The organism is Cupriavidus sp. 05T313 (assembly GCF_056396665.1).
Genome location: NZ_JBFTLX010000628.1, coordinates 1 through 454 on the forward strand (window position 1 = coordinate 1; position 454 = coordinate 454).

The window sequence follows — 454 nt, forward strand, 5'->3', positions numbered from 1 at the left end:
TCCCGAGTCTGCCGAAGCACTGGTGGACTGCCGTACCCTCCCGGGTCAGGAACAGCAGGTCCTGGAGATCGTGCGCGAACTCGCCGGCAACGGCGTGGATGTCAGCTACGTTCACAACGACGTCTCGCTTGAGGTCCCCTTCGCCGGCAACCTCGTGGACTCCATGATCGACGCGCTCCACAAGGAGGATCCCGGCGCCAAGGTGCTGCCTTACACACTCTCCGGCGGCACCGACAACAAGTCACTCAGCCGCCTGGGCATCACCGGCTACGGCTTCGCGCCCCTCATGCTGCCTGACGAGCTGGACTTCACGGGCATGTTCCACGGGGTGGACGAGCGCGTTCCAGCGGATTCCCTCAAGTTCGGCGCCCGCGTGCTGAACACGCTGCTCACCAACTACTGAGAGGAGGCCGCCGTGAGCCCAGAGGAACTGCTGCCGGATGAGCTCCTGGAG

General features: G+C 64.8%; 1 protein-coding gene. It reads left to right on the forward strand.

Features of this window, described 5'->3' with window-relative positions; genetic code table 11:
* Nucleotides 1-403: hypothetical protein (locus tag AC1DKD_RS42085; RefSeq protein WP_477144847.1), on the forward strand; the 403-nt coding region annotated here is incomplete at its 5' end.
* Nucleotides 404-454 lie beyond the last annotated feature (51 nt).